We start from the raw sequence: 243 nt of genomic DNA on the forward strand, positions 1-243 counted from the left end.
GGCGAGCCCGACCTGCTGCAATGGATCGATCTGGCGGCGCTGGGCACGATCTGCGACGTCGTCGCGCTGGAGGGCCTCAATCGCGCCCTCGTGGCCCAGGGGCTGCGCGCCATGAGCGGCTGGCAGCAGCCGGGGCTGAAAGCCCTGGCCGACGCGGCCGGCGTGGATGGCGAGGCCAGCGTCTATCATGCCGGCTTCCTGATCGGGCCGCGAATCAATGCGGGTGGCCGGGTGGGACGGTCC

The 243-nt window shown here is 72.0% G+C and carries 1 pseudogene; it reads left to right on the forward strand.

The features are described from left to right. A pseudogene (locus SB717_RS38835) lies at window positions 1-243 on the forward strand (single-stranded-DNA-specific exonuclease RecJ); the annotation flags it as partial.

This window comes from Priestia sp. SIMBA_032, from assembly GCF_046535215.1.
Lineage (GTDB): Bacteria > Bacillota > Bacilli > Bacillales > Bacillaceae_H > Priestia > Priestia aryabhattai.